This is a genomic window from Neoalteromonas arenosi (assembly GCF_030362855.1).
Lineage (GTDB): Bacteria > Pseudomonadota > Gammaproteobacteria > Enterobacterales > Alteromonadaceae > Alteromonas_E > Alteromonas_E arenosi.
In genome coordinates this window covers 518,823-534,170 of the sequence record NZ_JAUCBP010000007.1, presented here as the reverse complement: position 1 = coordinate 534,170, position 15,348 = coordinate 518,823, and the positions used below count along the sequence as shown (strand labels likewise).

General features: G+C 46.6%; 11 protein-coding genes. 2 read left to right on the top strand and 9 right to left on the bottom strand.

Annotated elements, in window-relative coordinates:
* Positions 1 to 90: 90 nt before the first annotated feature.
* The 9 genes from QTP81_RS08780 to sdhC all read right to left on the bottom strand — a co-directional run bounded on the left by QTP81_RS08780 (position 91) and on the right by sdhC (position 13,112).
* On the bottom strand, positions 91 to 2,874 hold the full coding sequence (locus tag QTP81_RS08780; protein WP_289364979.1) for a TonB-dependent receptor: 2,784 nt from the start codon (positions 2,872 to 2,874) through the stop codon (positions 91 to 93).
* A gap of 386 nt (positions 2,875 to 3,260) precedes the next feature.
* Complete coding sequence (sucD, locus tag QTP81_RS08775; protein ID WP_289364978.1) at positions 3,261 to 4,133, bottom strand: succinate--CoA ligase subunit alpha; 873 nt, start codon at positions 4,131 to 4,133, stop codon at positions 3,261 to 3,263.
* Positions 4,133 to 5,299 carry an ADP-forming succinate--CoA ligase subunit beta gene (sucC, locus tag QTP81_RS08770; RefSeq protein ID WP_289364977.1) on the bottom strand — a complete coding sequence of 389 codons (1,167 nt, stop codon included), beginning with the start codon at positions 5,297 to 5,299 and terminating at the stop codon, positions 4,133 to 4,135. Before sucC ends, sucD begins: the two co-directional genes overlap by 1 nt.
* A gap of 143 nt (positions 5,300 to 5,442) precedes the next feature.
* Positions 5,443 to 6,936, bottom strand: coding sequence for a 2-oxoglutarate dehydrogenase complex dihydrolipoyllysine-residue succinyltransferase (gene odhB / locus QTP81_RS08765; protein ID WP_289364976.1), 1,494 nt, complete (start codon positions 6,934 to 6,936; stop codon positions 5,443 to 5,445).
* An 11-nt stretch (positions 6,937 to 6,947) separates the two neighbouring features.
* Positions 6,948 to 9,767, bottom strand: a complete 2,820-nt coding sequence (locus tag QTP81_RS08760) for a 2-oxoglutarate dehydrogenase E1 component (protein WP_289364975.1) — start codon at positions 9,765 to 9,767, stop codon at positions 6,948 to 6,950.
* A 129-nt stretch (positions 9,768 to 9,896) separates the two neighbouring features.
* Positions 9,897 to 10,607: a succinate dehydrogenase iron-sulfur subunit gene (locus QTP81_RS08755; RefSeq protein ID WP_289364974.1), complete on the bottom strand. Its 711-nt coding sequence runs from the start codon at positions 10,605 to 10,607 to the stop codon at positions 9,897 to 9,899.
* A 15-nt stretch (positions 10,608 to 10,622) separates the two neighbouring features.
* On the bottom strand, positions 10,623 to 12,395 hold the full coding sequence (gene sdhA, locus QTP81_RS08750; RefSeq protein WP_289364973.1) for a succinate dehydrogenase flavoprotein subunit: 1,773 nt from the start codon (positions 12,393 to 12,395) through the stop codon (positions 10,623 to 10,625).
* Between the two features lies 1 nt (position 12,396).
* Positions 12,397 to 12,744, bottom strand: a complete 348-nt coding sequence (gene sdhD, locus QTP81_RS08745) for a succinate dehydrogenase, hydrophobic membrane anchor protein (RefSeq protein WP_289364972.1) — start codon at positions 12,742 to 12,744, stop codon at positions 12,397 to 12,399.
* Positions 12,738 to 13,112: a succinate dehydrogenase, cytochrome b556 subunit gene (gene sdhC / locus QTP81_RS08740; protein WP_289364971.1), complete on the bottom strand. Its 375-nt coding sequence runs from the start codon at positions 13,110 to 13,112 to the stop codon at positions 12,738 to 12,740. The genes sdhD and sdhC overlap by 7 nt, the downstream gene beginning before the upstream one ends.
* A 408-nt stretch (positions 13,113 to 13,520) precedes the next feature.
* Here sdhC and QTP81_RS08735 point away from each other — a divergent pair, with 408 nt between their 5' ends.
* Both QTP81_RS08735 and QTP81_RS08730 read left to right on the top strand, forming a co-directional pair.
* The gene (locus QTP81_RS08735) at positions 13,521 to 14,801 is read left to right on the top strand and encodes a citrate synthase (RefSeq protein WP_289364970.1); all 1,281 of its coding nucleotides are present in this window, start codon (positions 13,521 to 13,523) and stop codon (positions 14,799 to 14,801) included.
* Positions 14,802 to 14,868: 67 nt separating this feature from the next.
* Positions 14,869 to 15,288 (top strand): DUF3429 domain-containing protein, encoded by a 420-nt coding sequence (locus tag QTP81_RS08730; RefSeq protein WP_289364969.1) that lies wholly within the window; start codon positions 14,869 to 14,871, stop codon positions 15,286 to 15,288.
* Positions 15,289 to 15,348 lie beyond the last annotated feature (60 nt).

Here is a 15,348-nt window from a genome sequence, read left to right as displayed (position 1 = left end):
AAAACCACATAGAGCTAGCCCAGTGGTTTTATAAAAATCCCAGAAAAACTGCAACGCTAGTTTAACCTAGCGTCGCACTTAATGACTTAACTAGAAAGTATAGTTGAAGCCCAACAGGAAGTTACGACCAAATGACTGATAACGAGTAACTTCACGTGCATCAGCATTGGTTTGTGTAGTGTCTTCATCGGTCAAGTTTTGACCTTGAAGCGTTACACGTAAACCTTCAAGCATCTCGATACCCGACTCGCTAAAGTCATAAGCAATCTGCGCATCCCAAAGCTCACCGCCTTGGTCAACAGTTTCTACCAAAGACAAACTCAAACCACGTGTTTCGGTAGTAAAATCTGAACGTTTACGACCTGATACACGGAACTCGAAGCCAGCCTTTTCATAGAATGCGGTTAGCTGATAACCTTCATCAGATAGCCCTGGCACGCGAGTACCATCGTCCAAGTGACCATTCATAAATGTTGCGCTAGCAAACATACCGAAGCCTTCTAAGCTATCGTGGAATACGTCAAATGGCACGCTAGCTTGAATTTCCCAACCTTGTACCGTACCCGTTAGTCCATCTTCTTTGGCACTAACTAAACCTTGGAAAGTCGCAGGAAGTTGACCTTCTGAGCCTTGGTGGAAGCCTGGAATATACACAGCTTCAAAGTCAGCCAGCAAGCTTGAATCACGGTGCCAATTGCGCAAGTCTTTCAAGAAGAAAGCAACAGCAAAGAAACCACTATCGGCGAAGTAATTTTCATAGCTTAAGTCAAACTGGTTAGCCGCCAATGGACGTAAGTTAGGGTTACCTGCGCTACCACTCCAAGGACCGTTTTCAGGGTTCGGGTTGGTAATTTGGTTATCATTAAATGCGAAAGAAACCTGTGCGTTAGGACGCATATCGTCCATACGTGGGCGGCTTTCAACACGTGCCAGCGCCGTGCGAATATATTGATTTTCCGCTACTTCTAAGCTTAAGTTTAAGCTTGGTAATACGCTAGTGTAACTAGCGCCACCGTCCACTGGTGCAGCTTCGGTGAAACCTTGCGCATTTGAGGTAGTGCTGAAACCGCTACTGCTTTGGTCAACGTCGATAACTTGGATGCCAAAATTACCACGTAAATACGTATCGCCTAAGTCCGCTTCCAAATCGAATTTGGTGTAGAACGTCAGCAGTTCTTCTTCAACTTTATAAGTATCGCCAAAACGATCATTCTGTACCAATGCCGCATCATTAGCCGTGTAGTAACCACTGTTGAATAAGCCGAGTGAATCGTACGCTAGTACACCATTGATACCGATAAAGCCAAGATCTGCCACACCCAATACAGAAGGAATAGGACCATCTCCAGGGTATTCAGGCGCGGTCAGGTAAGCACCATTGTTAATTTTTGACTTGCTGCGGTCTGAGTAAACTACACCAGCTTCAACGCCAGAAATCACACCATAATCAAGATAGCCTTGAATTTCCGCACGGAATGTATCCAGTGACTCATCAAAAATTGGTTGGTTTACGAAACCGTCCTGTGAATCACTACCGAATAAAGGGTTGCCCCATGCCTGAGGACCGGCTAATCGAATAAGGCTTGGATCTGTGTAATCAAGCGTTGGCAGTGTTGGATGGTCACTGTACACGGCGCCTTGAGGAGTCATAGTCCAAGAGCGAGCAATAGACGGACGACCGTCAGTACCAGCACGACCTACACCAGAATAACTCTCAATGTTCGTGATAGTCTTTTCAACATCACCTGTAGAGAAATCAAAAGTCGCTACCCAGTTGTCATCGATGGCGTACTCTACATTAAGACCCAGTGTTGTAAGCTCTGCTTCTTTGCTTTCTGCATCGTTGCGGATTACCGAGAAGAAGTCAGCAAAAGTACCACGAGTAACCAAGCCATTTTGAACTTCTTCGATAGTGTAGTTTTGTGTTCCCCACTCGGCACCACCTTCTTCAAGGCCACGGAATACTTTGTCTTCTTTAAAGTCGATGTATAGAGCGTCCAACTTAACTGTTAGGTCATCACTTGGAGCCCACTCTACAACGGCTGCTATCGAGTCACGCTCCATCATTGCAGAGCGAACGAAAGAGTCATGACCGCCTAAAATTTGTGTGCCTTCTGGCACTGTCACGCCGGCTGCTGCGCGATCCGGGTTTGCATTAGTGTAACCCCAACCACGGAATTGCTCCTCTTGGCTTGGCGATTCCATAGATGCGATAGTAAGTGCTACACCAATTGTATCGTCAGCAAAACTATCGACAAAGTTAAGTGCGAAGCGGTGACCTTGATCGTCAAAGTCAGGGTTTGCTGAATCTTTACCGTTTTGCTCTATCAAACCGTTAAACGTAATCGTGCGCTCTTTACCAAGAGGATTGATAGTCTGCAAATCAACAGTACCACCGATACCTTGTGCCATTAATGACGCATCTGGCGTTTTGTAAACCAGCACGTTAGCAACGATTTCAGAAGGATATAAGTCAAATTCAACACCACGGTTGTCACCCATACCTAGCAATTCGCGACCGTTTAGTGACGTACCGATGTAGTTTTCGTTAAAACCACGAATCGATAGACCAGACGTACGACCGTCACGACGCTCACCAGCAAGACCAGGTAAACGCGCAAGTGATTCAGCGATACTGGTATCTGGTAATTTACCAATGTCTTCAGCAGAAAGTGCTTCAACGATAGATGTATTATCCATCTTAATCGCTTGAGCGCGTTGTAAACTACCGCGAATACCCGATACTTGAATAACTTCGTAATCGGCTTCGTCAGCGGCTGGCGCTTCTTGTTGCGCAAGCGCATGGCCTGACGTGAAAGCAAAGCCGCTCGACAATAAAGCCGCTTTGATTAGATTTGGTTTGAATTGCTTCATAGGTGTCCCGTTCCTGTGTGTGAATCGACCTTATGTGTTGTGCCTCGCAAATGTGCGTACAGATACACTAGGCCTGTTTTAATTCAGCGTCGATGGTAGGGACAAGTTGTTAATAGCTCAATAACATGCATACGTATTCAAAATGTAACTTTTTACAGCCTGTTAACATAAATTTCATAAGTGCATGTTTTAATTAAAATTTAATCACATCCTTAGATATTTGAATGCGCCGTTTTGCATACGTATTCATACGATTTTTGTTAACATTTACTGCACAAAAAGCCGATGTGACACAATTATGCATTGGGGTCATTGCGACGCTAAACATTCCATAGCGCCCACAAAAAAGCCCGCATTGAGCGGGCTTTTTAACATTCTTAGGTTGGTTACCAACCCGTGGCTTCGCGCAGAGCTGCACCGATGTCAGCAAGTGAACGAACCGTTTTAACGCCTGCCGCTTCTAATGCAGCAAATTTCTCATCTGCAGTACCCTTACCGCCAGCGATAATTGCACCAGCGTGACCCATACGCTTACCTGGAGGTGCAGTAACACCTGCAATGTAAGATACGACTGGCTTAGTTACATTCTCCTTGATGAATGCCGCAGCTTCTTCTTCTGCAGTACCACCAATTTCACCGATCATAACGATCGCTTCAGTTTGTGGGTCATCTTGGAACAACTGTAGTACGTCGATAAAGTTTGAACCTGGAATAGGATCACCACCAATACCAACACACGTAGATTGACCAAAGCCTTCGTCAGTCGTTTGTTTAACCGCTTCGTAAGTCAATGTACCTGAACGCGACACGATACCAACTTTACCTGGCTTGTGGATATGACCAGGCATGATACCGATCTTACATTCACCCGGAGTGATAACGCCTGGACAGTTAGGACCAATCATACGCACGCCTTTTGACTCAACGTATTCTTTCACATAAAGCATATCAAGCGTTGGAATGCCTTCAGTGATACATACGATTAACTCAATACCTGCGTCTGCAGCTTCAACAATTGAATCTTTACAGAATGGTGCTGGTACGTAGATAACTGTTGCTGTTGCACCAGTTGCTTCTACTGCTTCGCGTACTGTATTAAATACAGGCAGACCTAAGTGCTCAGTACCACCTTTACCTGGTGTAACACCACCAACCATTTGCGTGCCATATGCAATGGCTTGCTCAGAGTGAAACGTACCCTGTCCACCAGTGAAACCTTGGCAGATAACTTTAGTATCTTTATTAATTAAAACTGACATTATTTGCCCTCCGCTGCAGCAACAACTTTCTGAGCAGCGTCTGTTAGCGACTCAGCAGCGATGATGTCTAGATCTGAGCTCGCAAGTACTTCGCGACCCAATTCAGCATTTGTACCTTCAAGACGCACAACAACTGGTACTTCAACACCAACTTCTTTGACTGCGCCAATGATACCTTCAGCAATCATGTCACAACGTACGATACCACCGAAGATGTTTACTAATACGGCTTTTACGTTGTCATCTGACAAGATGATTTTAAATGCTTCAGCAACACGCTCTTTGGTCGCGCCGCCACCAACATCGAGGAAGTTAGCCGGCTGGCCACCGTGTAGGTTAACGATGTCCATAGTACCCATCGCAAGGCCCGCACCGTTTACCATGCAACCTACGTTACCGTCTAGCGCTACGTAGTTTAGCTCCCATTGAGCTGCATGGGCTTCACGCGCGTCTTCTTGCGAGGGATCGTGCATTTCTTTAACTTTAGGCTGACGGTATAATGCATTGCTATCGATACCGACTTTCGCGTCAAGACAATGCAAGTTGCCATCGTCTTTGATCACTAGTGGGTTGATTTCGATAAGTGCTACATCAAGCTCTTCGAACATTTTCGCAAGACCTAAGAAGATTTGCGTAAACTGTTTAATCTGTACGCCTTTCAACCCCAATTTAAACGCCATTTCGCGCGCTTGGTAAGGTTGAGGGCCTACGATTGGATCGATTTCCGCCTTCAAAATTTTCTCAGGCGTTTCTTCAGCAACCGTTTCAATTTCAACACCACCTTCGGTAGATGCCATAAACACAACGCGACGTGTGGTGCGGTCAACAACTGCACCTAAGTACAATTCGTTGTCGATATCAGTGCACGACTCCACCAAAATTTTGCTAACAGGCTGACCGTTTTCGTCAGTTTGGAAAGTGACTAAGTTCTTTCCTAACCACTGCTCTGCAAAAGCACGAATTTCGTCTTTACTTTTAACTAGTTTTACGCCGCCCGCTTTACCGCGGCCACCAGCGTGTACTTGACACTTAACAACCCACTCAGAGCCGCCAATGCGGTCCGCCGCTTCTACTGCCCCTTGAGGCGTATCCGCTGCGTACCCTTCAGAAACAGGTAAACCGTATTCTTTGAATAGCTGCTTACCTTGGTATTCATGCAAATTCATGGTGTTTCTTTCCGATTTTTATTGATAGAAAAGTCGCTCACAGCGACCTATTTTAAAGCGCCCGCATTATAGTAAAAATGTGAGCATAGTGACAGGTGATAGCTAAAACTATCACCTATCAGGTCAAGATTTATACTAAAGTCTTACACATCCAATAATAGACGTGTTGGATCTTCGAGCATTTCCTTAACTGTAACTAGGAATCCAACCGATTCTTTACCATCGATAATACGGTGGTCGTAAGAAAGTGCCAGATACATCATAGGCAAGATTTCCACTTTGCCATTTACAGCCATTGGACGATCTTGGATTTTGTGCATCCCCAAAATTGCGCTTTGTGGAGGATTGATGATCGGTGTAGACATTAACGAACCGAACACACCACCATTGGTGATAGTAAAGTTACCGCCTTGTAATTCGGCCATTGACAATTTACCGTCACGCCCTTTAAGCGCTAACTCTTTAATGCCTTTTTCAACCCCCGCCATGCCAAGCATGTCAGTGTCTTTAAGCACTGGCGTTACTAGACCACGCGGCGTTGAAACGGCAATCGAGATATCAAAGTAGTTATGATAAACGATGTCGTCACCATCAATAGAAGCATTGACTTCTGGGTAGCGTTTAAGTGCCTCAGTAACCGCTTTCACATAGAACGACATAAAGCCCAAACGGATACCGTGACGCTTTTCGAAGCTTTCTTGGTACTGCTTGCGCAAGTCCATAATGGGTTTCATGTTAACTTCGTTAAACGTGGTCAACATGGCTGTTGAGTTTTTCGCTTCGAGAAGACGATTAGCAATAGTTTTGCGCAAACGTGTCATCGGTACACGCTTCTCAGTGCGCTCACCCGCCACTGCTGCCACTTCTGGCGCTGCAGCAGATGCAGCCGGACCTGGTGCTGAACCACCAGACTTCAGGTGCTGCTCAACGTCTTCTTTAGTAATGCGACCACCTTTACCTGTGCCTTTGATCTTCGCAGGATCAACGCCTTTTTCAGCCAATAAGCGACGAACAGAAGGGCTGAGAGCATCGTTATCACTTTCATCACTCTCAGTCGCAGTTGGTGCCGGAGCAGAAGCTGCGCCTGTACTTGCGCCTTCAGTAAACTTAGCAATGACTTCTTCGGCAAGCACGGTTGCACCTTCATCAGCAAGTACTTCAGACAAAACACCGTCATTTGGCGCAACAACTTCTAACACGACTTTATCCGTTTCGATATCTACCAAGTTTTGGTCGCGACTAACGGCTTCGCCCGCTTTAACGTGCCAAGCTGCAATCGTTGCATCGGCAACAGATTCAGGCAGTACTGGTACTTTGATATCTACTGAAGCACCGCCAGCATCAGCTTTCGGCGCTTCTTTAGTTTCGCTTTTAGCAGGTGCTGCTTTCTCAGCGCTGCCGCCTTGCTCAAGTTTCGCAATAACTTGCTCACCAAGTACTGTCGCACCCTCTTCATTTAAGATCTCGCCGAGAACACCGTCTTCAGGCGCTACGACTTCCAAAACCACTTTATCTGTTTCGATATCTACGAGGTTTTGGTCGCGTTTTACTGATTCACCAGCCTTAACATGCCAGGTAGCAATCGTCGCGTCGGCAACCGATTCCGGTAAAACTGGAACTTTTATTTCGATTGTCATTGTTGGTTCCTTTACTTAATAGTGAGTGCGTCATCAACCAAGGCTTTTTGTTGTTGGTTGTGAACTGAAACATAACCTACCGCTGGCGAGGCTGATGCATCGCGACCGGCATAACGTAATTTGGCGCCATCTGGGATGACCTGCCAGAAATGGTGCTGGCTTGAATACCATGCGCCCTGATTTTGCGGCTCTTCCTGACACCAAACCCAGTCTTTGACGTGTTTGTAAGGTGCCAATACTTTTTCACACTCCTCGGCTGGGAATGGATAAAGTTGCTCAAGGCGAACAAGCGCAACATCTGTTTGTTCATTCTTGCGACGTTGTTCAAGCAGATCGTAATACACTTTGCCGGAACACAGTACCACGCGTTTAACTTTCTTCGCGTTTAAGTCATCTTGCTCACCGATGACGTTGTGGAACACACCATCGCTGAGTTCGTCTAAGCTCGATACGGCCAAAGGATGGCGCAGTAGTGACTTAGGTGACATTACGATTAACGGCTTACGCATCGGTCGGATTGACTGTCTGCGCAACATGTTAAACACCTGTGCGGGTGTCGACGGAATACAAACCTGCCAGTTGTGATCAGCACATGATTGCAAGAAGCGTTCTAGACGCGCAGAACTGTGCTCAGGACCTTGCCCCTCATAACCATGCGGTAGCAATACTGTCAGGCCACACAATCGACCCCATTTTGCTTCACCAGAAGACAAGAACTGGTCAAACACCACTTGCGCACCGTTGGCGAAGTCACCGAATTGCGCTTCCCAAATGGTCAAACAACCCGGCTCTGCAGTGGCATAGCCATACTCAAACGCCATAACCGCTTCTTCAGACAATACTGAATCGTAAATATCAATCGCGCCCTGGCCTTCACGGATATTTTTCAACGGCATGTATGTCGACGCATCTTTTTGATTGTGCAATACCGCATGGCGATGAAAGAAAGTACCGCGACCAGAGTCTTGCCCAGTGATACGGATATCAGTGCCTGCATCGACAATGGTTGCGTAGGCAAGATTTTCAGCCATACCCCAGTCGAGCATTTTCTCACCGTTGGCCATCGATTTGCGATCTTGATACAGCTTATTAACGCGCGATTGCAATTTGACGTCTTCAGGGATATCAACCAAGCGATGGGCCAATTCAACTAACTTATCTTTGGCTATCGCGTGCTCGTATGGCACTGTCCAGTCATGGCCCAAGTATGGGCGCCAATCTACTGAATGCTCTGTCATTGGCCGCCACTCTTCAACCACACAAGCTCCGTGGTCAAGCGCCGCGCGATACTCGTCGATTAACTTGCTCGCTTCGTGCTCTTTTAACGTGCCTTCAGCGGCGAGTTGGTCCGCGTAAATTTGACGCGGAACTGGGTGTTTCTTAATTTTCTGGTACATCAACGGCTGCGTAGCATTTGGCTCGTCAGCTTCGTTGTGGCCATGACGACGGTAACACACTAAATCGATCATCACGTCGCGCTTAAACTTGTTGCGATATTCCAGCGCAAGTTTTGTCACAAACAACACCGCTTCAGGGTCGTCTGAATTAACGTGGAAAATCGGCGCCTGTACCATTTTCGCGATATCAGTACAGTACTGCGTAGAGCGCGTATCTTCTGTCTTCGATGTAGTAAACCCAACTTGGTTGTTGACTACGATACGAACCGTGCCACCCACAGCAAAACCGCGGGTTTGTGACATGTTGAAGGTTTCTTGTACCACACCTTGGCCAGCAATCGCTGAATCACCGTGAATAGTTACTGGTAGTACCGCAGCCCCATCCATGCTGTCACGGCGCTCCAAACGCGCGCGTACCGACCCCATGACAACTGGGTTAACGATTTCAAGGTGAGATGGGTTAAATGCTAGCGCTAAGTGTACGTTACCACCTGGTGTGGCGAAATCAGACGAGAAGCCCGCATGATATTTAACGTCACCCGCACCAAGTGAATCATCGTGCTTGCCCGAAAACTCATCAAACAATACTGAAGGGTTCTTACCGAGCACGTTTACCAGAACGTTTAAGCGACCGCGGTGCGCCATTCCAATGACCACTTCTTTAGTGCCTGCGGCACCTGCTTCAGTGATCAACCCCTTAAGCATTGGAATTAAGCTATCACCACCTTCAAGCGAAAACCGTTTTGCGCCTGGGAATTTAGCGCCAAGGTACTTTTCCATGCCATCAGCGGCAACCAAGCCCTTTAGAATCGACACTTTCTGCTCACGCGTGATCTCTGGCTTGGCTTGCACAGATTCAATCTTTTGCTGCAACCAACGTTTCTGCTCAGTGTCGGTTATATGCATGTACTCTGCACCAATCGAACCACAGTAGGTTCGGTTGAGCGATTTGTACAATTCACCGAGAGTCATAGACTCTTTGCCAATCGCATACGAGCCGACGTTGAACACCGTGTCGAAGTCACTTTCCGATAAGCTGTGATGCGAGAGTTCTAGATCGCGAACTCGCGGCTGTTTCCACAGCGATAAGGGGTCGAGATTCGCATGCTGATGCCCACGGAATCGATAAGCATTAATCAGTTGCAGGACTCGAACTTGTTTTTCGTCACTACCACTGGCAGCAGCTGGCGCAGAAACGACCTTTGCCGCCGGCCCCATGGCCGCGAGAGTTCGAAATTGGTCTCGGATTTGAGAGTGATTGGTATCTAACTCGACACCATCAACTTTGGGCAACCCATCAAAGATTTGCTTCCATTCGTCAGCTACACTTTGCGGATCTTCCAGGTAAGCCTCGTACATCTCTTCAACATACGCTGTGTTGCCACCGGCAAAATGGGACGAAGCCCACCACGCTTGCATCACGCTTTCTTGCATTGTTATGCCTTACCTTTGTAAGTGAATAATAATTACAGGTTTTATTAAATTTTATAACAAAATAGCCATCCTTACGGATGGCCATTTAATACTTGCCAATCTGTTACTTCGCAGTAGCAGAAAGTATTACTAAACAGCCCGTTGTAACAGCATCGACTTAATATGGCCGATTGCTTTAGTCGGGTTTAATCCTTTTGGACACACGCTTACGCAGTTCATGATGCCGTGGCATCTGAATACGCTAAATGCGTCGTCTAACTCATTCAAACGTTCGTCTGTAGCAGTATCGCGACTATCAATTAAGAAGCGATAGGCATGTAACAAGCCCGCAGGTCCGATGAACTTATCAGGGTTCCACCAGAACGATGGGCACGACGTTGAACAACATGCACACAAAATACACTCGTACAATCCGTCAAGTTTGGCGCGCTCTTCCGGCGATTGCAAATGCTCACGCGCAGGTGGCTGTTTGCCATCGTTGATTAAGAACGGCTTGATCTTCTCGTATTGAGTATAGAACTGTGTCATATCAACCACTAAGTCACGCACAACTGGCAATCCAGGTAGTGGACGAACAGTGATTTTACCTTTGCCTAAAGCCGACAATGGTGTGATACACGCGAGGCCATTTTTACCGTTCATATTCATGCCATCAGAGCCACAAACACCTTCACGGCAAGAACGACGAAAAGACAATGATGGGTCTTGTTCTTTCAACGCGATAAGAGCATCCAGAACCATCATGTCCTGCCCTTCTTCGACTTCGAGCGTATAGTCTTGCATGTGTGGCGCATTGTCCACATCAGGATTATAACGATATACAGAAAATGATAATTGCATCTAAAGTCACCCCAATTAATACGAACGTACTTTTGGCGGGAAGGCTTCGCGAAGCTTCGGCGCCATGTTTACGTCACGTTTTATCATTGTTTCAGAACCCGGAATATAAACACTGTGGCACAACCAATTCTCATCATCCCTCTCGGTATAATCGAATCGACTGTGAGCGCCACGGCTCTCAGTTCTAAAGTTCGCAGCAACTGCGGTGCTGTACGCGGTTTCCATCAAGTTATCGAGCTCTAAACACTCAATACGCATGGTGTTGAAATCGCTGCTCTTGTCATCCAAGCGCGCATTTTTGAGGCGTTCACGGATTTCTGCAAGTTCTTTAAGGCCTTGGGCCATTGCTTCACCTTCACGGAATACCGAGAAGTTAAGCTGCATGCATTCTTGCATGTCTTTTTTGATTTGGACTGGATCTTCGCCTTTGCCCTTTTCAGAGTTTTCCCAACGATTAAAACGTGCCAACGCTTCTTCAACATCTGTTGTAGACGCTTCGCGAGTTGGCGCGATTTCGTCGATTTTCTCACCTAAGTGAAGGCCAGTTGCTCGACCAAATACGACGAGATCAAGGAGTGAGTTACCACCTAAGCGGTTTGCACCGTGTACAGATACACAGGCGATTTCACCACATGCAAATAAGCCCGTCATTGGTGACTCGTTGCCATTTTCATCGATCTTGATCACTTGACCGTCAACATTGGTCGGAATACCACCCATCATATAGTGACAAGTTGGGATTACCGGGATTGGCTCTTTAACTGGATCAACGTGAGCAAAGGTACGAGAGAGCTCTAAGATACCAGGCAAGCGTGACTCAAGTACGTCTTTACCTAAGTGATCGAGTTTCAATTTAATGTGTGTACCCCAAGGGCCTTCACACCCGCGACCTTCGCGGATCTCAGTCATCATTGAACGCGCAACAACGTCACGACCGGCTAAGTCTTTAGCATTTGGTGCGTAGCGCTCCATGAAGCGTTCGCCGTCTTTATTGAGCAAGTAACCACCTTCACCACGGCAACCTTCAGTTACCAAGGTTCCAGCACCGGCGATACCGGTCGGGTGGAATTGCCACATTTCCATATCTTGAACTGGCGCACCTGCGCGCAATGCCATACCAACGCCGTCACCCGTGTTGATGTGCGCATTAGTTGTAGAGGCATAAATACGCCCTGCACCACCTGTGGCTAGTACAACGGCTTTACTTTTAAAGTAAACGACTTCGCCAGTTTCAATATCGATTGCCGTACAACCAACGACATCACCGTCTTGGTTTTTAACCAAATCCAAGGCATACCATTCGCTGAATACCTTAGTTTTGTTTTTGACATTTTGCTGATACAACAAGTGCAACAATGCGTGACCAGTGCGGTCAGCTGCTGCTGCAGTACGTGCCGCTTGCTCGCCACCGAAATTCTTCGACTGACCACCAAATGGACGTTGGTAAACTTTACCGTTTTCGAAGCGCGAGAATGGTAAACCCATGTTTTCCATTTCAATGATCGCTTCTGGACCGGTCTTACACATATACTCAATCGCTTCTTGGTCACCGATATAATCAGAGCCTTTTACAGTGTCGTACATGTGCCATTCCCAGTTATCTTCGTGAGAATTGCCCAGTGCTACCGTAATACCACCCTGCGCAGACACAGTGTGAGAACGGGTTGGAAATACTTTTGATAAAAGCGCACAGGACTTGCCGCTTTGTGAAATCTGCAGCGCCGCTCGCATGCCAGCACCGCCGGCACCGATGACCACTGCATCATATTCGTGAATAGCTACACTCATACTACACTCCCCATAAAACGAATATACCAACCGCTACGTAAGCGAAGGCAATAAGGTTTAGCACGTATTGCAGAACAGCGCGCAATCTTGCGGGTTTGACATAGTCGGTTAGAACTTGCCAGAGACCAATGCGTACGTGGATCATGATCGACACCAACGTCGCTAAGGTAGCTACTTTCATTGTTATTGTAGAGAAAAGTCCTTGCCAGACTTCATAAGTAATAGCGTCGGTGCTAATAAAGAACCACGCCATATAAAAGCTGTACAAAGCAATAATGACAGCGGTCGCACGCAGTGAGACGTAATCTTGAACACCGTCGCGTTTAATTGAAGCTTGGTTAGTTACCATAATACAACTCCCATAACGACAGTTAAGACAACCCATAAACCAATAGTAACCTTGGCGCTGGTGTTACCTGATTCAAGTTCTTCCCAATAGCCCAAATCCATAATGCCGTGGCGGATGCCACCAAGGATGTGGTAAGTGAGTGCGGATAAAGTACCAATGGCGATAATTTTGCCAATGACGCCTTCCATTAATGATTGCACGTATTTGAAATCGTCAGCCGAGCCGAGTGAAACAGCCCACGCCCAGATTACAAATAATAATGCAAAAAACATTGCAACACCTGTTACCCGGTGGAGGATTGAAGTGATTGCAGACGGAGGAAATTTAATTGTATTTAAATCTAAATTTACTGGTCTTTGTTTTTTCACAATTTGTAAGCCTGTAAGGTCCGTAGTTAACACGTCTTCATGTGTGTCCTGATTGCGTGTTTGTTATATGTGTTAAAAGCCTCATCCCTTGAGATGTTAACTGTTTGTGAATATTTTATGTCTTGGTTTACAACCTACGTATGCGGTCGTGGCAAGACCCTCAGAGTATATCTACCAGCTACTATAAATACAATTTTTTGTTCTATTTTAAGACTTTAGTCGTAAGGTTACTCGGGGTACTACGAAATACTGGATTATAACGCGGAACAATCTAGAATATTTATTGAGCAAATATGCATTAAAATTGACATAACGCCACTTTATCAGTACAAATAGCGCCACTTTTCCCTCGCTTTGCGGCTTTTTTGGCCCCAAGCGTTCAAATGAATCAGTCTGAGGAGAGCATACATGGCCGATCAGAAAGCCATTTTAAAAGCCGGTGATAAAGAAGTTGAATTGCCAATCCTAAGCGGTACCGCTGGACACGACGTAATCGACGTAAGAGCACTAGGTTCTGCTGGCTATTTCACATTTGATCCGGGTTTCATGGCCACTGGGTCGTGCGAATCGGCAATCACATTTATTGACGGTGCGAAAGGTGAGTTGCTTCACCGAGGATTCGACATTGAATCACTCGCTCGCGACGCAGACTACCTCGAAGTTTGTTATATGTTGCTTCACGGCGATGCGCCAACATCTGAGCAGTACGCCGAATTTAAAGAAACGATAACGCGTCATACCATGGTTCACGACCAGTTGAACATGTTCTTCCACGGTTTCCGCAACGATGCCCACCCGATGGCAATGTTGTGCGGTACTGTGGGTGCTCTATCGTCTTTTTACCACAGCGATTTAGACGTTAACAACCCAGAACAGCGCATTCGCAGCGCCCATCGCCTAATTGCGAAAATGCCAACCCTGGTTGCGATGTGTTACAAGTACAACATCGGTCAACCGTTTGTATATCCGCGCAATGACCTGAGCTACGCAGCTAACTTTTTGAACATGATGTTCTCTGTACCAGCTGAAGAATACAAAATATCTCCGGCTGTTGAACGCGCGATGGATCGTATCTTCACGCTTCATGCCGACCACGAACAAAACGCGTCGACGTCAACTGTTCGCTTGGCCGGTTCTTCTGGTGCAAACCCTTACGCATGTATCGCTGCCGGTGTGGCTTCATTGTGGGGCCCTGCTCACGGCGGTGCGAATGAAGCATGCTTAAACATGTTGGAAGAAATCGGTACTGTTGACCGCATCCCAGAGTTTATTGCACGTGCGAAAGACAAAGCTGACCCGTTCCGCTTAATGGGCTTCGGTCACCGTGTCTACAAAAACCACGACCCTCGCGCAACTGTAATGCGTGAAAGCTGCCACGAAGTACTTAGTGAGCTTAAAATCGACGATCCATTACTCGATGTAGCAATGGAGCTCGAGCGCATCGCCCTAAGTGATGAATACTTTGCAGAGAAGAAATTGTTCCCGAACGTTGATTTCTATTCAGGTATCGTACTTAAAGCTATTGGTATTCCAACTAACATGTTCACGTGTATTTTCGCACTTTCAAGAACGGTTGGCTGGATTTCACACTGGCATGAGATGCTATCTCAACCAGGACAAAAAATTGGTCGTCCACGCCAGCTTTATACAGGTGAAGCGCGTCGTGAGTACAAACCAATCAAAAAATAAGCATTAGCTTATATTGCACTGTATAATCTAGCGCCTCATGTAGGCGCTTTTTTGTTTCGGAGAGACTATGCCAAAACATGCAGCTCTGTTGGGCTATCTGGGCTTAATCCCTTTTTTCGCGATCCCTGTCGCGGTACTTATGGACATTCTTAGCTATCCACAAGCCTTTGCTTTTTTCACCCAATACTCAGCGATTATTTTGTCGTTTTTCGGCGGTATCCATTGGTACGTAGCGATAACAGATCCGAAATTCTCACATCAACTTTATGTGGCAATGCTTCCCAGTATTGTGGCTTGGCTAGCACTCATATTGTTTGCCGACGCACGCACACTAGGCGTGTTAAGTCTGGCATATGTTGCAGTCTTGATTTATGACAAATTCACGCTACAAATGGCGCCGGCGCAAATTATTGAGTACACGAGAATGCGCGTTATTCTAACGACTTTAGTGGTCACCAGCCACGTTGTTATGGTCGGGTTAAGCTAGGCGAATTTGCAAAAAAAAACGGCCTATCTCGAAGGAGCTAGGCCGTTTTTTATGCTGACT

Coding starts and splice junctions, on each gene's coding strand:
- QTP81_RS08780 (WP_289364979.1), bottom strand. CDS start 2,874: ATGAAGCAATTCAAACCAAATCTAATCAAAGCGGCTTTATTGTCGAGC.
- sucD (WP_289364978.1), bottom strand. CDS start 4,133: ATGTCAGTTTTAATTAATAAAGATACTAAAGTTATCTGCCAAGGTTTC.
- sucC (WP_289364977.1), bottom strand. CDS start 5,299: ATGAATTTGCATGAATACCAAGGTAAGCAGCTATTCAAAGAATACGGT.
- odhB (WP_289364976.1), bottom strand. CDS start 6,936: ATGACAATCGAAATAAAAGTTCCAGTTTTACCGGAATCGGTTGCCGAC.
- QTP81_RS08760 (WP_289364975.1), bottom strand. CDS start 9,767: ATGCAAGAAAGCGTGATGCAAGCGTGGTGGGCTTCGTCCCATTTTGCC.
- QTP81_RS08755 (WP_289364974.1), bottom strand. CDS start 10,607: ATGCAATTATCATTTTCTGTATATCGTTATAATCCTGATGTGGACAAT.
- sdhA (WP_289364973.1), bottom strand. CDS start 12,395: ATGAGTGTAGCTATTCACGAATATGATGCAGTGGTCATCGGTGCCGGC.
- sdhD (WP_289364972.1), bottom strand. CDS start 12,744: ATGGTAACTAACCAAGCTTCAATTAAACGCGACGGTGTTCAAGATTAC.
- QTP81_RS08735 (WP_289364970.1), top strand. CDS start 13,521: ATGGCCGATCAGAAAGCCATTTTAAAAGCCGGTGATAAAGAAGTTGAA.
- QTP81_RS08730 (WP_289364969.1), top strand. CDS start 14,869: ATGCCAAAACATGCAGCTCTGTTGGGCTATCTGGGCTTAATCCCTTTT.